The following is a 17,836-nucleotide window of genomic DNA, read 5'->3' as shown; positions in this document are numbered from 1 at the left end:
AGGATCAACTCGATGTCGCTACAACCCGAGACGATCAGGACCCTGGTGAAGGTGGCCGCAGAGCAGGTCATCGCGAGCGCGCCGGAACTCACGACCCTGGATCAGGCGATCGGCGACGGTGACCATGGGACAAACATGAAGCGCGGCTTCGAGGCAGTGCTCGGCAAGCTTGATGCCATCTCGGCGCAACCGCTGGACGAGGCGCTGAAGATGATCGGCAAGACCCTGGTGATGACCGTGGGAGGCGCCTCCGGGCCGCTTTACGGCAGTTTCTTTCTTGCCGCGGGCGAAGCGCTCTCGCATGACAGGCACTTGCCGGACGATCTTGCGGATGTCTTTGGTAGCGGCGTGAATGCGGTGAGCGCGCGGGGGCGCTCGCAGGCCGGCGAGAAGACAATGCTCGACGTGCTTGTTCCAGTCCTGGAAACGTTGAGGATGGCGGCCGGCCAACCGGATCTGATCGCGCGGGTCCGCACCACCGCGGCCGAAGCGGTCGAGCGGACCGCACCGATGCAGGCCACCAAGGGGCGAGCGTCGTTCCTCGGACCGCGCAGCGTCGGACATGTCGATCCCGGCGCACGTTCGAGCTGCGTACTCGTGCAGGCGGTCTGCGCGAGCCTGGAGGGACAACAATGACCGACACTGTGGGTATCGTGATCGTCTCGCATTCGAAGGATATCGCCAAGGGCACCGCCGACATGGTGCGGCAGATGGTCGGCAGCGAGGTCAAGGTGGCCTTCTGTGGCGGCAATCCGGACGGTGGACTGGGCACCAGTGTTTCCTCGATCATCGACGCCATCAATAATGCCTGGTCCACAAAGGGCGTCGCGATCCTCGTCGATCTTGGCGGCGCCGAAACCAACAGCGAAATGGCGGTCGAGATGCTGGAGCCCGCACGGCGCGATCTCGTCGTCGTATGCAACGCGCCGATCGTGGAGGGCGCCGTGATGGCGGCGACCGAGGCGGCAGGCGGCAGCTCGCTGGCCCAGGTGAAAGCCGTGGCCGAGGAACTCTCTGCCGACTGAGATGTCGGCGAAGCGATGACGGAATATGACGATGCTGGATAAAGCGGACGGACAGATCTTCAACGGCAGTGTGCGGCTGGTGCACGCGGTCGGCATGCATGCGCGCCCGGCGGTCAAGCTGACCAAGCTCGCCAAGAGGTTCCAGGCGCACATTTCGGTCCGGGTCGCGGGTGCTCCGGATTGGATCAATGCCAAGAGCGTGGCCAAAATCATGGCGATGCGCGCGGCGCACGGCAGCACGATCGAGATCAAGGCTTCCGGCAGCGATGCAGAGGCTGCGGTCGAGGCGCTGGTCAACCTGATCGCAACCGACTTTCCCGACGAGGCGTCATAGCATGCGGGGCGGCGCTAACGGACTGGCCTACCGCGGCAGGACCGCCTCGATTGGCTTTGCCCATGGTCCGTTCGTCCGGGTCGACGCTGATGCCGGTGGCGAGCGTGTCGCGGGTAACCTGGCTGAAGAAGCGCTTGCTCTTCGTGCTGCGATTGAGACGGCAAGCGGGCAGATCGCTGATTTGGCCGGGGTCGCCGGCGGCGAGGCCGCGCAGATTCTCGAATTCCAGGTCGCGCTCCTGGACGATGAGGATTTCATCGAGACCATTTTCGCATCCATCGGCGAGGGAAATGCGGCGGATGTCGCCTGGCGTTCGGCGCTCGACGCGCAGATCGCGGACTACAATTCGGCAGAGGACGAATATCTCAAGGCGCGCTCTTCCGACCTCGCTGACCTCCGCGACCGCGTGATCAATGTCCTGCGCGGAGGCGCGGGCCTGCCCCTGAAGGTTCCGGGCGGTGCGATCGTTTGCGCCGATGATCTTCCGCCCTCGCGATTTCTGGAGATCGACTGGTCCGACGGCGGCGGTCTGGCGCTCTTGCGCGGCAGTCCCGCGAGCCACGTCGCCATGCTGGCCCGTGCGCGTGGCATTCCCATGGTCGTGCAGCTCGGCGCCATCCCTCACGCCGGAACCATGGCGCTGCTCGACGGCGAAGGGGCGACCCTTGAGCTTGATCCCAGCGGCGAGCAGCTCCGCCTGTTCGAGAAGCGGCGGGAGATGCACCGCAAGAGCAGGGCGTCGGCCCGAGCGATCCTGCGGCGGCCGACGGCGTTCTGGCGCGGCGAGCGGATTAAGCTCTTGATCAACATCCAGCGCGTCGAGGATCTCGACCACGCCGATGCGCAATATGCCGACGGCATCGGGTTGATGAGAACCGAGTTCCTGCTCAGCGAGCGGGGCGGCCTGCCCGACGAGGAGACGCAGTTTCGGGCCTATGATGCCGTCATGCGCTGGGCCGGTCCGCGCCCCGTGACGATTCGCACTTTCGATGCCGGCGGCGACAAGCCGGTGGCGGGATTCACGATCGAAGGCGAGGCCAATCCCTTCCTCGGGCTCCGCGGCTTGCGGCTCTGCCTGGCTCGCCCCGAGATCTTCGCGGTCCAGCTCCGCGCCCTGGCGCGCGCGGCCGTGCGCGGCAACCTCAAGGTCATGTTCCCGATGGTCACCTCGGCGGACGAGCTGGAGGCCGGGCGGAAGCTGTTTGCTGACATCGTGCAGCGCTTGCGGGCCGAGGGCATAGCCGCAATGCTGCCCGAGCTGGGAATCATGGTCGAGGTCCCTGCGGCGGCCCTGGCGATTGCGACGTTCAAGGCAGCCTTCTTCTCGATCGGCTCGAACGATCTGGCGCAATATGTCCTGGCCTGCGATCGTTCGAACGGAGCTCTGGCCCCCTTGATGGATCCTCTGCATCCGGCTGTGCTCGAATTGATCGCGCGGACCGCCGAGCATGGCCGGCGCGCCGGCCCCAGCGTCAGCCTGTGCGGCGACATGGCCAGCGATCCGCGCTGCGTCCCTGCGCTCCTGAACTGCGGCCTGCGCGAGCTGTCCGTGAACGCCGCGGCGCTTGCGCAGATCAAGCAGACCATCGACCGGCTGAGCAGTGGAGGCGCACTTGGCTGACACGGCGATCGAAGAGCCGGCCGAGGCCGGCGCTGTCGCGGTCTACAAGCGCATCTTCAAGGAGGTGCTGGAGAGCCGTCCGTCGGGCATGCGGCTACGCCTTGCGCACGCGATGGGGAAGAACCGCAGCTTCGTCAGCCAGATCAGCAATCCGGCCTATCCAGTGCCGATCCCCGTGCAGCATCTCAACACGATCTTCGATGTCTGCCATTTCCCGCCGCCGGCCAAGGCCGCCTTCCTGCGCGCCTATGCGCGCGCGCACCCGCGCCGGATCGGGCGGCTGACAGAAGGCTCGCATGAACGGACTTTGACGCTGCATTTGCCGGACCTCGGCAGTGCCAAGCGCAACGCCGAGCTGGACGCGCTGCTGCAGGAGTTCGCGCGGCGTCTCGTTGCCATCATGCGAGAAAAATAGCCGCGAGGCGCAAAGGGACGGAGAGGGGAGGAGACAATGAAAAAGTTCATCAACTCGGTCGACGGCGTGCTCGCAGAGAGCCTGGACGGCTTTGCGGCTGCGCATGCAGATCTCGTGACGCTCGGGGCGGAGCGCAAATTCGTGAGGCGCCGCGACCTCAATCCGCGCAAGGTCGCCCTCGTTTCGGGCGGAGGCAGCGGCCATGAGCCGCTGCATGCGGGCTTCGTCGGCTACGGCATGCTGGATGCGGCCTGCCCGGGACAGGTCTTCACCTCCCCGACGCCGGATCAGATCGTGGAGGCGGCGCAAGGCGTCGCCGGAGACGCCGGCGTGCTCTTCATCGTGAAGAACTACGCGGGCGATCGCATGAACTTCGAGATGGCGGCCGAGATTGCCGAGGGCCGCACGGCGACCATCGTCACGGATGACGACGTCGCGGTCGAGAACTCGATCCACAGCATCGGCCGCCGCGGCGTGGCCGGCACCCTGATCGTCGAGAAGATCGTCGGCGCGGCCGCCGAGACGGGCGCCGACCTCAAGACCTGCGTTGCGCTCGGCGAGCGCGTCAATACGCGCACGCGCTCGATGGGCGTGGCGCTGACGAGCTGCACGGTGCCGGCCGCGGGCACGCCAACCTTTTCGCTTGGCGAGGACGAGATGGAGATGGGCGTCGGTATTCACGGCGAACCGGGACGCCGCCGCGTCAAGCTGGAGCGGGCTGATGCGATCGCGGAGGAGATGACCACAGCCATTGCGCAGGATCTCGAAGGCCGCAAGGGTTCCGAGGCCCTCCTGCTCGTTAACGGGTTCGGCGGCACGCCGGCGATCGAACTCTATCTGATGTACAACGCGGCGCGCCGCATGCTCGAGAAGCGCGGCCTGCGCATCGCGCGCTCGCTGGTCGGTAGCTACGTCACCTCCCTCGAGATGGCCGGATGCTCGCTCACCGTGAGCCTGCTCGATAGCGAAACCACTGCGCTCTGGGATCATCCCGTGCGCACGGCCGCATTGAAATGGTGATCGCTCCAGTGGGCGGCCGCTGATTTTCAGATTGCGCTCTGGCCGACGATCGGCCGGCTCTCTCACACATGCACCCCTGCGGCATAAGATTTCTGTTGTTCATCGGTTTTGGCGCCTTTAGCATCGAGCCAAAACGGCATCGAGACAAACCGCGCCGGGAGGACATGATGCGCTGCATTCGAGCATTGCTGCCGATTGCGTGCGCGCTCGGCTCGCTGCTGGTCGCGCTGGCGCCGAGCCATGCGCAGGGCATTCCGCAAAACATCTCGAGAAAGGATTTGCTGATCCTGGAAAACCCGGAAGGAACCGTCAAGAACGCGGGCTGGTTCAACATCTGGGCGATCAATGCCGGATCGCAGTCGAACGGATTGCAGCAGGTCGCGCTCGATACGCTCTGGTACATCGATCCCGAGAGCGGCCTCGACGGCGTCTGGGACAATTCGCTGGCTGCCGAGAAGCCGCAATACAACGCCGACTTTACCGAAATGACGGTCAAGCTCCGCAGCGGCATCTTCTGGAGCGACGGCGTCGAATTCACCGCCGACGATGTCGTCTCGACGGTGGCGACCCAGATCAAAAATCCGGGCATGCGTTTCAGCGCGGTGCTGGCGAGCAACGTCGCATCCGTTGATGCTCCGGACGCCCATACGGTTGTGTTCAAGCTCAAGAAGCCGAACTCACGCTTCCACGCCAATTTCACGGTGCGCTGGGGGGCGGTGTGGATCCTGCCCAAACACGTCTTCGACAAAGTCGAAGATCCCGCCAAATTCGATTTCAACAAGCCGATTTCTCTCGGCCCCTACCTGCTGCAGAGCTACGATCCCGACGGCAAATGGTACATTTGGCACCTCCGGGACGACTGGCAGCGCACCACGCTTGCGCGCTTTGGCAGGCCCGGTCCGAAATATCTCGCCTATGTCGATCCCGGACCGCCCGAGAAGCGGGTGATCTCGCAACTCAACCACGAGCTCGACGTGATCCACGATATTGCGCCTGAGGGCATGTTCGCCCTTGCCAAGCAGAGCAAGGCGACGCGGGCATGGTTCAAGGGTTTCCCCTATGGCCACCCCGACCCGACGCTTCCCGCCGTGATCTTCAACACCCAGAATGAGACTTTCAAGAACCCGGACGTGCGATGGGCGCTGGCGCTGTTGATCGACATCAAGGCCGTGGCGATGGCGGCCTATCGCGGCGCCGCTACGATATCGGCGATCGGTGTGCCACCGACCGGAACCCACCCGGCGACCTATCATGGGCCGATGGAAGAGTGGCTCAAGGCATTCGAGATCGATACCGGCAAGCGCAAGATCAAGCCGTATGACCCCACGATCGGCAAGCAGATTGCCGACATGCTGCGATCGTCCATGGGCGAGCAGATCCCATCCGATCCTGCGGAGATTGCCAAGGCGTTCGGCAGGGGCTGGTGGAAGACCGATCCGCAGGCAGCGCAGGAGCTTCTGGAAAAGGCCGGCTTCACCAAACGAGGCGGTACCTGGATCACGCCCGACGGAAAGCCGTTCGGCCTCCGCGTCATGGTCGAAGGCGATTTGCGTCCGGTGATGACCCGTGCCGGAACGATGATTGTGCAGCTATGGAAGCAGGCGGGAATCGATGCCAAGATCGATGTCGCGCAGGGGACGCTGCCCACGCGACGGGCGGCCGGCGATTTCGACACCTTCATCGGCTGGAGCGTCGAAACCTGGGGCGGCCACCAGGACTTGTCCTACTTCCTCGACAGCTGGCACTCGCAGTTCATCGCCGAGCCAGGAAAACCGCAGCCGCTCCGCAATTGGCAGCGCTGGTCCAATCCCGCCCTCGACAAGATCATCGAGGAGATCCGGACGGTCGGTTTCGATGATCCGAAATCGATCGAGCTCGGCAAGGAGTACGTCAAGCTCGCCGTGAAGGAGATGCCCACCATACCACTGATGGCTTACAACGTGTTCACCGCAATGGACCAGACTTACTGGACAGGCTTTCCGACCTCGGAGAATCCCTACACCAATCCAGTGCCGAACTGGGGCAATTCGCGCTACATGTTCGTCAGGCTGAAGCCGGCCAGTTAGGATGCGGTGACACAAATGCGACCGCATGGGCCGTGCTTGGATGAACGACTTTGGCGGACATCCCTGGTGCACCTATGAGGGGATACCTCGCCTATGTGGGCCGGCGGTTCGGGCAGTTTCTGCTGGTTGTCTTCATCGGCATCAATATCGCTTATGTCGTCACCCATGCTTCGCCAATTGATCCCGTCGAGCAATCGATCTCGGCAGTGACCTCCTATGGCAACACCGCCCCGGGAGCGATCGAGCAGATGCGCAACTCCTTGCGCGAGCTCTACGGTCTCAGCGGCACGCCCGTTGAGCAATACCTGCTGTTCTGGAAGCGGATCCTGCGCGCTGATTTTGGTCCCTCGATGTCGGCGTTTCCGACCCCAGTCGGCACCCTCATCGGACGTGCGCTGCCCTGGACCGCGGGACTCCTTGCGGTTTCGACCATTGTCGCCTGGGGACTCGGAAATCTGCTGGGTGGGCTGGCTGGCTACTACCGGCAGAGCCGTGGCCTGAAGCTGATGGGGGTGATCGCCATGGGCCTCCATCCGATCCCATACTATATTCTGGCGATGCTGCTGTTGATCGTGTTCGGCTTCCTTTGGCCGGTGCTTCCGATCAGCGGAGGATCGGCGATGAACCTGCCCCAGACATTGACTCCCGAATTCGTTCTGAGCGTGCTGCAGCACGCGATTCTGCCAGCGCTCTCGCTGATCCTGATCGGCATAGGGAGCTGGTTCCTTGGCATGCGCTCGCTGGTATCCAATGTCCTCGCCGAGGACTTCGTCGTCTATGCCGAACTCGCCGGCGTGAGATCCTGGCGTGTCCTGACATCCTACGTGATGCGTAACGCGCTCGTGCCGCAGGTGACTGGGCTCGCCATGTCGCTGGGCGGAATCTTCAACGGCGCCGTGATCACCGAAAAGGTGTTCGGCTATCCCGGTCTCGGCTCGCTCCTGGTCGACGCCGTCTATGCCGGAGATTACGGGCTTGTCCTCGGCGTGACCACCATCTCGATCCTCGGCGTGTCGATCGGCGTGCTCGCCATCGATCTTCTGTATCCGTTGCTCGATCCCAGGGTGAGGGTCAGCTGATGATCGTACTTCTGCGCGATCTGCTGCGCGACAGCCCTGAATTCCGGATAGGGGCCGTGCTGGTCGTCTTCGTTCTGTTGCTGTCCGTACTGGCGAGCTTTTCGCCCTATCCGCCGGAGAGTGTGTATGTGGTGCCGCCCGACGTGCCGCCGTCGCTGACCTACTGGTTCGGCACCACATCGCGCGGCCAGGACGTGTTCTGGCAATTGAGCTTCGCCATCCGAAATACATTGTTGTTCGGATGCACGGTGGCTCTGATCAGCCGCCTGTTCGCGCTCGTGATCGGACTCATCAGCGGCTACAAAGGGGGGTGGATCGATCGCGCCCTGATGTCAGTAAACGATACGTTCATCGTCATTCCTCTGCTGCCGATCTTAGTGCTGTTCTATTTCATGATGCGCGACCGCATCTCCTGGCTGATGCTTGCGCTGATCATGGCCTGTTTCGGCTGGGCCTATGACGCCCGGTTGATCCGTTCGGTGGTCATGAGCCTGAAGGCACGCGAATTCACGCAGACCAGCCTTTTTTCCGGAATGAGCACACGGCAGATACTCACCGAGGAGCATTTGCCTTATGTCATGCCGATCGTATTCTCGACGACCATGAACAACATGGTGTGGTCGATCGGACTTGAGGTGACGCTTGCGGTGCTCGGTTTCACCGACATCAACACGCCGACGGTCGGGGGCATGATCTATTGGGCCAACCAGCACACCGCAATGGTGGCAGGAGTCTGGTGGTGGATCGTCTTTCCGACCATCACGGTGATCATGGTGTTTATCGGGCTCTTCCTGCTCGCGGTATCTGCGAATGCCTACATCGATCCACGAAGCCGCCTCTGGAGCATGGAAGGGGCCTCGTGATGCACGCCAACGCTCAGTCCGCGCCCGCGCCCCAAGGCGCCCAGCCGATTCTCCGGGTTCGCGATCTGCAAGCCCATTACCGGACCAGCCACTTCGGCGTCAGACGCGGCGTCAAAGCGGTCGACGGCGTCAGTTTTGCTGTTAATCGCGGTGAGATCTATGGGCTTGCTGGAGAATCCAGCTCCGGCAAGACCACGCTGATCAAGAGCATCGCAGGGGCGATCAGACCGCCACTCGAGATCGTGGGCGGCAGCGTGGAGTTTGCATTCCTGCCCGGCTATGGCGGATTGCACCGCGCGCCGCCAGTGGACGTCGCGCGGATTCGCTGGCGGCATCTGTCTTATATCATGCAGGGATCGATGAACGTGCTGAATCCGGTTCGCCGTGTCCGATCGGTATTCGTCGATTTCGCATACCCGCATATCGGCGGCAGCCGGAAGCAGTTTGAGCAACAGGTGATCGCCCATCTGGCGCGGGTCAGGCTCGACCCATCGGTGCTGGCAGCCTTCCCGCATGAGCTCTCGGGGGGCATGCGTCAACGAACCACGCTTGCGCTGGCAACGATTTGCCGTCCTGATTTCATCATCGCCGATGAGCCCACGACCGCACTCGACGTGGTGGTGCAAAAGGAGGTGCTCGGCATGATCCGGGGCATTCAGCGGGAGACCGGCTCGTCGGTCCTGTTCGTCACTCATGACATGGGCGTGCACGCGCACGTCACCGATCGCCTCGCCATTATGTATGCTGGACGTCTCGTGGAAGAGGCCGCGACCGCGGAGATTTTCCGGAACCCGCTACACCCTTATACTAGGCATCTCATTTCGAGCCGTCCGCGCATCGGCGATGACACGCCTCGCGAGGGGCTTGGCGGCTCCCCGCCCAATCTCGCCGATCCCCCGCCCGGATGCCGATTCCATCCGCGCTGCCCGCTCGCAACCGAGATTTGCAAGCGCGAGGTCCCTGCCATGCTGGAAGCCGACACCGGGCATCGCGTTGCCTGCTTCGCCGTCAACCAAGGCAGCCGGCCATGAACGATCTGCTCCTCGACATCTCCGAGGTCAGCAAGACCTTCGTCCGGGGAGGGCTATGGTCAAGGCAGAAGATCGCTGCGGTGAGCGAGGTGAGCTTCCAGCTTGCCGCCCGGCGACCGGAGATCTTGGCGATCATCGGTGAGTCCGGGAGCGGCAAGACGACGCTGGCACGAATGATCCTGAACATTGAAACGCCGACCAGCGGCAAGTTGGTGCTCGACGGCATCGACCTTGCTGCCATTCGAAACAGTGCCGGTCGCATGGCGTTCATGCACAAGGTGCAGCCGATCTTTCAGAATCCCTTTGAGTCGTTCAACCCGCTGAAGCGGCTCGATCGGTATCTGTTCATGACGCGGCGCCGGTTTTCCGGTGAGGCCGGCGAGGGGGCAGCCGAAACGACCGTTAATCACGCGCTGCACAAAGTCGGGCTCTCGCTCAAGGAGGTGCGCCATCGATACCCGCACGAGCTGTCCGGCGGGCAGCTTCAAAGGGTCGCAATCGCCCGAGCACTTTTGGCCGAGCCAAAACTGATTGTCGCGGATGAGCCGGTGTCCATGATCGATGCGTCGCTGCGCATATCCATCGTCAATCTGTTCAAGACATTGCGGGACGAACTTGGGATATCGATCATCTATGTCACGCATGATCTGGCTACGGCCTACTACATCAGTGACCGCATCATGATCATGCAGAAGGGCCGCGTCGTCGAAAGCGGCGATGCGAGAACGGTGCTGAAGGCGCCGCAGCATCCCTATACGCGCCAATTGCGTGAAGCCGTGCTATAACCTGAGGCTCCCCAGCCGCGGCCGACATACCTAGCATGAACTATCTCACCAGCCCCGGGGAACCCGAGAGAAGAGCATGAGGAAAGCAAGAGTTCTGATCGACCGCGACTTTGCCATCGGTCATACCGATCCTCGCCTGTTCGGTGCGTTCATCGAGCATTTGGGCCGGTGCGTCTATGGCGGCATCTACGAGCCTGGCCATCCGACCGCGGACGAGAAGGGCTTTCGCAAGGATGTGCTGGCGCTGGTGAAGGAGCTCGGCCCGACGCTCATTCGATACCCCGGCGGCAACTTCGTCTCGGGATACAATTGGGAGGACGGCGTCGGGCCGCTGGCGGCGAGGCCGGCGCGCCTGGACCTTGCCTGGTTCAGCACGGAGCCGAACAGTTTTGGCACCAATGAATTCATGGACTGGTGCCGGGCTGCGGATGTCGCGCCGATGATGGCGGTCAATCTCGGCACCCGCGGCGGCGATGCAGCGCGCAGCCTGGTCGAATACTGCAACCATCCTGGCGGAACGGCCTGGTCGGAGCTGCGCCGCAAGCACGGCTGGGACAAGCCGCATGACATCAAGCTATGGTGCCTCGGCAACGAGATGGACGGACCTTGGCAGATGGAGCACAAGAGCGCCGCCGCCTACGGTGCGATCGCCAGCGAAGCGGCCAAGATGATGCGCTGGGTGGATCCGACCATCGAGCTTGCTGCGTGCGGTTCGTCGGGGCGCAACATGCCGACATTCGGCCAGTGGGAAGATACGGTCCTCGAGCACACCTTCGATCATGTCGACTACGTTTCGCTCCATACCTATCTCAACAATTACAGGCAGGACACAGCATCGTTTCTCGCAAGTCCCGACTTGATGGACAGCTTCATAGAGGAGGTCGTCGCCTTGGCTGATGCGGTTGCGGCCAAGCGGCGTTCCAACAAGCGTCTCATGCTGAGCTTCGACGAATGGAACGTCTGGTATCGCACGCGTCGCAGCCGGGCCGACCGGGTGAAGGAAGGCTGGCCGGTGGCACCGCCGATTCTCGAGGAAATCTATACGATGGAAGATGCGCTCGCCTTCGGCGGCGCCTGCATTTCCTTGCTCAATCATGCCGATCGGGTGAAGGTCGCTTGCCTTGCGCAACTCGTCAACGTCATCGCGCCGATCATGACCGAGACGGGCGGAGGAGCGTGGCGCCAGACCATCTTCTTTCCTTTCGCGCATATGAGCCGCTTCGGCCGCGGCAAGGTCCTGCGCACGCAGGTTGAGTCGGACAGTTACGATTCGTCCTACTATGATCCTCGAGGTGTGCAGGAGCTAACCTTCCCGGTGTCCAACGTGCCTTATTTGAAGGTCGCGGCAGTTGCAGGAGAGGGCGGCGGTCTTTCGATTTTTTTACTTAACCGAGACCTGAAGCGGGATATGCAGGTCAATGTCGAGGCACGCGGTTTTGGCCGTTTCGCTGTTTCCCAGGCGATTGAATTGCGCCACGATGATCTCCATGCGACAAATACGAAGGACACGCCGGAGCGGGTGAAGCCGGCGCCGCTGCAGGAGGGGACCATCGAAGGTGGCCTGCTACGAGCGCATCTAGGCCCGGCGTCATGGAACGTGATTCATTTGTCGGTGCACTGACGGACAGCAGATCCTAGTTACAGACCTGCTGCCCTTAGACTGAGGAAACGCCCAACTTCGACAGCAAATCGGAACCGAGAGGGACCCGCCTAGCTCATGACAGATGGAGCGGAGGCGAGGGCTAGGGATGAGAATGACATCGCCGCTTAAGCCGGGTAGATGCCCATGAATTCACTTTCGACCGGGTTGCTGTGCCACGAGACCCGCTTCAGGTCGGCTCCTGCTGAGCTGGCAACGTGAACTGAAACACGGCTCCGCGAGCCTGGTTGTCGCTCGCCCACAAGCGTCCGTTGTGGGCCTCAATGATTGAGCGGCAGATCGCAAGTCCCATGCCCAAGCCGTCAGGTTTGGTGGTGTAATATGGATCGAAAACATGCCCGAGCGTCTCTGGATCGAGGCCTGGCCCGGAATCAGCGACTCGGACCAGCACGTTTGCCTCGGTCGCGGCGGTGGTGATGAGAACGTCTCTTGTCCCTTCGATAGTGGCCATAGCCTGCATGGCGTTGACAACCAGGTTGAGCAAAACCTGCTGCAACTGCACGCGGTCCCCCTCGATCGGCGACAAAGTCTCCGCAAGTTCTATCCTCACCGAAGTGCCGGTTTTCAGCGCTTCGCTATGGGTTAGAACGAGCACTTCCCGTATCACCTCGTTGAGATCCACACGCTCCTTTCGCGGCGGCGCTTTTTGGAAGAGTTCACGAATCCGACCAATCACTTCACCGCTGCGATGCGCGTCGTCGGCGATTTGACATATCAATGACCGCACTTTCTCGATATCAGGCGTCTTCCGAGCCAGCCAGTTCAGCGCCGCACCCGCGTTGATGGCAATAGCGCAGATGGGTTGGTTGACCTCATGGGCGATGGAAGAGGTAAGCTGACCCATAGTAGCGACCCGGTTCGCGTGCGCCAACTCAAGCTGCATTCCCTGATAGCGCCGCTCGCTCTCGCGCGCTTCGGCTTCCGCCCGCTTGAGTTCTGTCAGGTCAAGGACGAATGAGACGCATTCGTCATCGGATCCTGCCAGCGAGGCGGAGCCGATGAGAACAGGAACGCGGCTTCCGTCCTTTCTCAAGAATTCCTTCTCGCGCGGCGCGATCTGCCCCCACAACCGGAGATGTTCAATGCGCTGCCTGTCTTCGTTCCGGTATTCCGCCGGGGTCATGTCCTTCCAGCGGACCGCACCCGAAACCAGTTCCTGCCTGGAGTATCCGGTCATGTCCAGGAAGGCATCGTTTGCATAGGAGATATCGCCGCTGCGCTCCCAGAACAGTATTCCGATAATGTTGGAATCGACGAGACGCCGGATGCGGGCCTCGCGCTCCTGAAGATCCCGGTAGAGGAGAGTGTTCTCCAGAGAAATCGCCGCCTGAGCGGCCAGCAGATCAAGCACCGCAACACGATCGGGCGTGAAGGCGTAGGTCGTCAGTGTGTTCTCCAGATACAGCAACCCGATGAGCTTGGCTTGCTTGATGAGCGGTAGGCAGAGGATCGATCTGGGATGCCGTCGATGGACGTACTCTTCGCTGTAAAGCGGATCAGGCTGCGTCGCATCGTCGACGATGAGAGGCTTTTCCGAGCGAATGACGTAGCGCAGCAATGCCTCTGGGCAATCGGGTGCTGAGAGGGGGGTCCGGTGCATCACAACCGCAAACTCGTCGCCTTTGGATTGGCCCTCCGCCTCGATCCAGAAGTCATCATGTCGCGACAGTATCAGCAAGCCGCGATCAGCGCCTGCGTTCTGTAGAGCGATCTTCATCAGTGTTCCGATGAGCTTCGGCAGCTCGATTTCACTGGAGACGGCCTGAGACGCCTTCACCACGGTGGTGACGTCCATTTGCCCGGCGGTCAGGCTCACCGCGGACCTGGGTTCCTCTGCAACGTGGAGGTGAGGATACAGGTGTTCGAGTTGTCTTGCTTTGGCGTCAGCTCCCCAGCGGAGAAATCCGTAGTGAGCATCGCGTAGATAGGCATAGGCGATCTTCTCGAAACCGCGCGTTGCGTAGAAGCGTCCGGCAAGTTCGTTTGCGATCGCCTCATTCTGAACAAATCCGCTAGCGCGCGCCGAGGCGATCGCGCGGTCATAGAAGCGCATGGCATCGAGTTCGCGCCCTTCGATGCGCGCAATCTCCGCCGAGATCAGAGTGGCACGGTCAGCAAAATCCTCCGGGCAGATATCGGCCCATTGCTGAAGCTGGCGATGGTGGCTAGCCAGGTCATCGAGATGCGGGGCTCGTTCGCTTGCCGCTGCGGCCTCGCCGAATGCAGCCTGTGCCAGCGCAGCATAGAAGTGAAACTCGACGCGGTCGAAGAGGGCTTTCGAAGTCCACAGGAGCCGATCGCCCTGCGCCACCGCCGCGATCGCAGCGGGGTCGTTGGTGAGGACCAGAGCCTGAAGCTTGCGCACCCAGTACCAGAAGCCGGCCTGCTCCAGATGCGGCTCAGCCTCGAGCCGACGTTCAAACTGAAGCTCGTTGAACTCGTTATCATCAAAGCAGCCGAATTTCGTGGTGAGTCCGCGCAGTGTCCGGATCAGCTGGAGCTGTCCGGCAATTCGATCGGCCGCCAGCTCAACGCGCGCCCGGCGTGCGAAATCTAGCCCGGCCTCGGCCTCCCGCTGCACGTCGGCGAGTGGATCTCCGCAGGCGAGAAGGTGTGTCAAGAGATGGTGACGGGTAAAGCTGGCGTAGTTGATGTCGCCGACCTGCTGCGCGGCGTCGAAGGCACGCCGGAGCCACGGGCGGCCCATCCTCACATGTCGCGTCCAGCTGCCAAAGCCAAGATAGACGCGAGCCTTGAACCGATCCAGCCCCCGTCGTTCGACGAGGTCGAGGCCGAGTTGGGCGAAGCGGTACCCCGCAGCATAGTCGCCAAAGTCAGGGCCAAGCACGGTGCCGAGCACGATGTAGGCGAGGCAGGAGGCGTCGGAGTTGCCGTATTCCATGCTCAGATTGGCCATCCGTCCGATGATGAGACGGCGCAACCGCTCGTCGATGAACCAGGCGGGTGAGACCAGGACCGTGAGAACGTCCATCGTTCCGCGTGCGACCGGATCGGCCATCCGGGGCAGGTCGAGAAGGGCCTCGATCGGACGCTCACCGATCTGTCGCCACATTCGCTCGTATTCCCGCCCGACCTCCTCCGATGAGGGATGTGCGGACCAGGCGATGCCGACGCGCCGCAAATAGTCGAGAGCAATTTCGATGTCGCGATCGCTGGGCTCCATGCGGAGCCGCGTGACGGCTGCGAGATCAGGCAGAGTGGCTGCGCGGCTCGCCAGCTCGGCAAGGCGGATTTTCGCCGCTGCCTGCTCACCAGCGACGAACTCGCATTCGGCCCGCTGTAGCGCCAGGGCAAAGCTAAGCGCGTAATGCTGCTCCCAGCGATCCTCCGGGAGCATGGCCTCCCCGGCGGCGAAGTGAGCGAGTGCCATGGCAAAGGCGGGCGCCGCCTTGGCGCGCCGGCCGGCCAACAGGTTCAGTTCCGCCAGCTTCACGCGCTCGTCGCCCGCGGTGATCAAGGCTGCGCCGCGGTTGAGTTGGCTCACGATCTCGAAGACATTTTCCTCGATTGCTTCCGATGGGGTTCGGGCCGCGAACAGTCGGCCAATGCGCAGGTGGGCCGCAGCCCGTTCTTTCTCCGGAATCAGTGCGTAGGCCGCCTCCTGGAAGCGGTCGTGGACGAACCGATAGGCGCCGGCCTGAGGCTCCACGAATTCCTGGCGGACGGCAGGCCACAGGTCTACGTGGACCTGCTCATCTGACGTGTTGAGGACGATCGAAAGCACCGCGACCTCGGCGATATTCCCAAGACAGGCCATCTGCTGCAAGGCCGTGCGCGTCGCGACGGGAAGCCGGGTGAGCTTGCCCAGCATGAGGTCGATGACGTTGTCGGTGTATCGCTTGGCGTGGATCCGATCGAGATCCCAGGACCAGTGCGCTGCATCATGGTCGAACGCGAGCAGTCCTTCCTCGACCAGCGAAAACATGAACTGGATGGCAAAGAACGGGTTGCCACCGGTTTTCTCATGCACGAGCTGCACCAGCGGGGCGGCGTGCTGGCGTTCGCAGTGAAGTGCGTCCGCGAGCAACTGGCCGAGATGCCTGCGGCCGAGCGGCGCGAGCGTGATCTCCACGACCCGTCCACCCCGTGTCCTGATGGCCTCGCGCATGCGCATCACGGGATGAGCGGAATCCACCTCATTGTCCCGATAGGCGCCGATCAGCATCAAATGCTTCAGATTCGACCGGGTCAGCAGATCCTCGAGTAGCTCGAACGTCGCCATATCGAGCCATTGCAGATCATCGAGAAACAGCACCAGCGGATGTTCGGATCGGGCAAAGAGACCGATGAATTGCTCGAACACGCGGTGAAAGCGGCTTTGCGCGTGCTGGAGCGGCAGCTCGGGAACAGGTGGTTGTTCGCCGATGATGGCCCTCAGGTCCGGGATCAGGTCCACGACGAGCTGTCCGGTTGGACCGAGCGCGCTCAGGAGATCATGGCGCCACTTGCTCAGCTCGGTCTCGCTCTTGCCCAGGAGGGGCCGGACGAGGGTCTGGAGCGCCTTGGTGAGCGCCCCGTAAGGGACGTCGCGCTTGTGCTGGTCGAATTTGCCCGATGCAAAAAGCCCACGCGAGGGCACAAGCACTTTATGGAGCTCGTTGACAACAGAGGATTTTCCGATCCCGGAATATCCCGAGACCAGCGCCAGCTCGGGCGTGCCGTTCTTGACAATGCGCTCGAACGAGGCGAGCAACATCGCGCCTTCGTGCGCTCTTCCGTACAACTTCTCGGGAACGAGCAGCCGGTCGGGCGTATCGTGCTGGCCGAGCGGGAAGTCGTCGATGTGCCGTCGAAGCTCCCACTCCGCAAGGCAGTGCTGAAGATCCCTTTCAGCGCCGGCTGCAGTCTGATAGCGCTCCTCGGCCATCTTGGCGAGCAGCTTCATGATGAGGCTGGAAACCGCAGCGGGGATGTTCCCGGATCGCTTGATCGGCGGCTCTGGCTGTCTTGCGACGTGGCAGTGCACCCACTCCATCGGATCGGAAGCGGTGAATGGAAGCGAGCCGGTGACCATCTGGTAAAGCGTGACGCCGAGTGAGTACAGGTCACTTCGGGAGTCGATCGAGCGGTTCATGCGCCCGGTCTGCTCGGGCGACATGTAAGCGAATGTGCCGGCGATCGACTCGGGCGGGGCCGGGGACTGCCGTTCGCGTAAACGGCGCGACGCGATGCCGAAGCCGGTGAGGTGCACGCTGCCGTTGCTGCGGTTGACCAGGATATTTGCTGGTTTGATATCCTTGTGAACCAGACCGCGCTGGTGAACCTTGCTCAGGGCCGCGGCAATCTGGATCGCCAGGCGCAGGAAGCTCACCATCTCCATGGGAGCGTCCATCAGCCAGGTGAGCGGCTCGCCACCGACATCTTCGAGCACAAGAATGGTGCGGCTGCGATTTTGCACAAGCTCCAGCGGCTTCGCCGCCCAGGCACTGTCCAGTTCACCCTTCAGCGCAAATTCGTGTGCGAGCCGATCAAGGCTGTGCTGCGTTGGATGTTCCGCCGCCGGAACGACGGCCAACACAACCTGTCGCTCACCGTCAATGCTTTCGCGGCGGGTTCGGCACAGGCGAATCCCTTCCTCGTCGCACAGAACCTGCGGACCGTGAGCCCGGCCAGGGCCCATAAATGATGAAAGGTTCATGCCGGTAAACCATGCCGCGGCCGAGCCGAATAGGGCTTGCCCGGTCCGCCGTGTCATCCTCTACAGAGCCGCCCCGATCCACGTGCGATGTATGAGGGGTAAGACCCGAGTGACACGATGGGGCCGAACCCCTCGCCTTTATTCTCGCGCCTGGTTCGATGGCTAAACCGGGCGGTTCAAACGTATCATTTACCTCGATCTCGTCAACTTTCCGTCTTCGCGCAATCATGCGAAGCCCATGCGAGCGGCGGACGGATTGCCGCATGTTGGCATGTAGC

13 protein-coding genes are annotated in these 17,836 nt (G+C 62.3%); 12 read left to right on the top strand and 1 reads right to left on the bottom strand.

Going from position 1 to position 17,836, the window contains the following annotated elements:
* Positions 1 to 12 precede the first annotated feature (12 nt).
* The 12 genes from dhaL to arfA all read left to right on the top strand — a co-directional run bounded on the left by dhaL (position 13) and on the right by arfA (position 11,860).
* Positions 13 to 636: a dihydroxyacetone kinase subunit DhaL gene (dhaL, locus tag HZZ13_RS33180; protein ID WP_197963654.1), complete on the top strand. Its 624-nt coding sequence runs from the start codon at positions 13 to 15 to the stop codon at positions 634 to 636.
* The gene (gene dhaM, locus HZZ13_RS33175) at positions 633 to 1,025 is read left to right on the top strand and encodes a dihydroxyacetone kinase phosphoryl donor subunit DhaM (RefSeq protein WP_197963653.1); all 393 of its coding nucleotides are present in this window, start codon (positions 633 to 635) and stop codon (positions 1,023 to 1,025) included. Before dhaL ends, dhaM begins: the two co-directional genes overlap by 4 nt.
* Positions 1,026 to 1,056: 31 nt before the next feature.
* Complete coding sequence (locus HZZ13_RS33170; protein ID WP_246504661.1) at positions 1,057 to 1,359, top strand: HPr family phosphocarrier protein; 303 nt, start codon at positions 1,057 to 1,059, stop codon at positions 1,357 to 1,359.
* A gap of 1 nt (position 1,360) precedes the next feature.
* Positions 1,361 to 2,980, top strand: coding sequence for a phosphoenolpyruvate--protein phosphotransferase (gene ptsP / locus HZZ13_RS33165; protein WP_197963651.1), 1,620 nt, complete (start codon positions 1,361 to 1,363; stop codon positions 2,978 to 2,980).
* Positions 2,973 to 3,395 (top strand): hypothetical protein, encoded by a 423-nt coding sequence (locus tag HZZ13_RS33160; protein WP_197963650.1) that lies wholly within the window; start codon positions 2,973 to 2,975, stop codon positions 3,393 to 3,395. The genes ptsP and HZZ13_RS33160 overlap by 8 nt, the downstream gene beginning before the upstream one ends.
* A 36-nt stretch (positions 3,396 to 3,431) precedes the next feature.
* Complete coding sequence (dhaK, locus tag HZZ13_RS33155) at positions 3,432 to 4,415, top strand: dihydroxyacetone kinase subunit DhaK (RefSeq protein ID WP_197963649.1); 984 nt, start codon at positions 3,432 to 3,434, stop codon at positions 4,413 to 4,415.
* Between the two features lie 164 nt (positions 4,416 to 4,579).
* Entirely contained in the window at positions 4,580 to 6,481 is a 1,902-nt protein-coding gene (locus tag HZZ13_RS33150) for an ABC transporter substrate-binding protein (RefSeq protein WP_376707092.1), read from the top strand.
* Between the two features lie 74 nt (positions 6,482 to 6,555).
* Positions 6,556 to 7,560: an ABC transporter permease gene (locus HZZ13_RS33145; RefSeq protein ID WP_197963648.1), complete on the top strand. Its 1,005-nt coding sequence runs from the start codon at positions 6,556 to 6,558 to the stop codon at positions 7,558 to 7,560.
* Positions 7,560 to 8,423: an ABC transporter permease gene (locus tag HZZ13_RS33140; RefSeq protein WP_197963647.1), complete on the top strand. Its 864-nt coding sequence runs from the start codon at positions 7,560 to 7,562 to the stop codon at positions 8,421 to 8,423. Before HZZ13_RS33145 ends, HZZ13_RS33140 begins: the two co-directional genes overlap by 1 nt.
* Positions 8,423 to 9,454 carry an ABC transporter ATP-binding protein gene (locus HZZ13_RS33135; protein WP_197963666.1) on the top strand — a complete coding sequence of 344 codons (1,032 nt, stop codon included), beginning with the start codon at positions 8,423 to 8,425 and terminating at the stop codon, positions 9,452 to 9,454. Before HZZ13_RS33140 ends, HZZ13_RS33135 begins: the two co-directional genes overlap by 1 nt.
* Positions 9,451 to 10,239, top strand: a complete 789-nt coding sequence (locus HZZ13_RS33130) for an ABC transporter ATP-binding protein (protein ID WP_197963646.1) — start codon at positions 9,451 to 9,453, stop codon at positions 10,237 to 10,239. The genes HZZ13_RS33135 and HZZ13_RS33130 overlap by 4 nt, the downstream gene beginning before the upstream one ends.
* A 76-nt stretch (positions 10,240 to 10,315) precedes the next feature.
* Complete coding sequence (arfA, locus tag HZZ13_RS33125) at positions 10,316 to 11,860, top strand: arabinosylfuranosidase ArfA (protein ID WP_197963645.1); 1,545 nt, start codon at positions 10,316 to 10,318, stop codon at positions 11,858 to 11,860.
* Positions 11,861 to 12,068: 208 nt separating this feature from the next.
* On the opposite strand, the gene HZZ13_RS33120 is transcribed toward arfA, so the two are convergent.
* The gene (locus tag HZZ13_RS33120; RefSeq protein ID WP_197963644.1) at positions 12,069 to 17,558 is read right to left on the bottom strand and encodes a trifunctional serine/threonine-protein kinase/ATP-binding protein/sensor histidine kinase; all 5,490 of its coding nucleotides are present in this window, start codon (positions 17,556 to 17,558) and stop codon (positions 12,069 to 12,071) included.
* Between the last annotated feature and the right edge of the window lie 278 nt (positions 17,559 to 17,836).

This window comes from Bradyrhizobium agreste (assembly GCF_016031625.1).
GTDB lineage: Bacteria > Pseudomonadota > Alphaproteobacteria > Rhizobiales > Xanthobacteraceae > Bradyrhizobium > Bradyrhizobium agreste.
Note: the sequence above shows the minus strand (reverse complement) of the source record. Positions and strands in the feature narration are given on the sequence as shown.